We start from the raw sequence: 971 nt of genomic DNA, 5'->3' as shown, positions 1-971 counted from the left end.
GCGCGAGCGCGCTCTCGGCGGACTTCACCCCGGAGGGCGCGCAGGCGTTCTTCGACTACCACCAGCAGCAGAAGGAGCAGGAACATGAGCGCAGCGCTCGACAGGCTGAAGCAGCAGAACGGGCCCGTGCAGTCGCCGCAGCCGCTCGGCACTCCGGAGACGGTGGAGCTGTTGACCTCGATCCTCGCCGCCGTCGAGGCGCAGAATACGAGGATTGCCACGCTGACCGAGCAGCAGAAGAAGCTCGCGGGGTTCGTGAAGGTCATGGACGAGGAGACGACGAGGCGGCTGGAGCGGATCACGACCCCGGCGTCGACCTCCTCGCCCTCCAGCGACGTGTCCGCGAGGATCGCGAGTATCGAGAGCAGGCAGAACGAGATCGCGAGCACGCTCGGCGAGTTCGCGCAGAGTCTCAACGGCGAGAGCTTGAACGCCGCGTCGCGGAGCTTGGTCGCGGAGGCGCAGAAGAATCGCGCGGCTACGGCCTCGGCGATTGAGGGTCTGAAGGTGCAGGCCGCAGCGAACCAGAAGCTTGTGAGCCAGGTCGGCGGCGCGGTGCAGCGGATCGAGAAGCGTACTGAGGAGCGGGTCGAGAAGGCCGTCGAGCAGGTCGCCGGGGAGGCCTCGGCCACGATGACCGCGAACCTCGACGCCTCGAACGAGCGCGCCGAGCGGATGATGGCGGCGACGGCGAAGCTCGAAGCGCGTCAGCTCTGGTCGGCCGCCGCTGCGATGTGCCTCGCCCTGCTGCCGGTGGTCGTGGTCGTCGCCGGGCTCTGGATGGGCATCGCCGGTCTCATCACGGGCGCTCAGTGGGCGCTCGCCGTGGACGGGCGCATCTGGCTCGGCATCGGGCGCTGGCTCGTGGTCTCCGTGGGTCTCGCCGGGGCCGGCTACGGGCTCTTCGCATCCGTCCGCTCGGCCGCCGGTCTCGTGGAGACGTGGAAGGGCCGCGGGTTGCCGAAGTGGCC

General features: G+C 69.5%; 1 protein-coding gene. It reads left to right on the top strand.

Annotated features, from left to right (window positions below):
* Window positions 1-84: 84 nt before the first annotated feature.
* The coding region (locus GC119_RS10985; RefSeq protein ID WP_193215663.1) for a hypothetical protein at window positions 85-971 on the top strand (887 nt) is incomplete at its 3' end.

The sequence above is a fragment of the Brevibacterium sp. Marseille-P9724 genome, from assembly GCF_902500275.1.
GTDB lineage: Bacteria > Actinomycetota > Actinomycetes > Actinomycetales > Brevibacteriaceae > Brevibacterium.
Note: the sequence above shows the minus strand (reverse complement) of the source record. Positions and strands in the feature narration are given on the sequence as shown.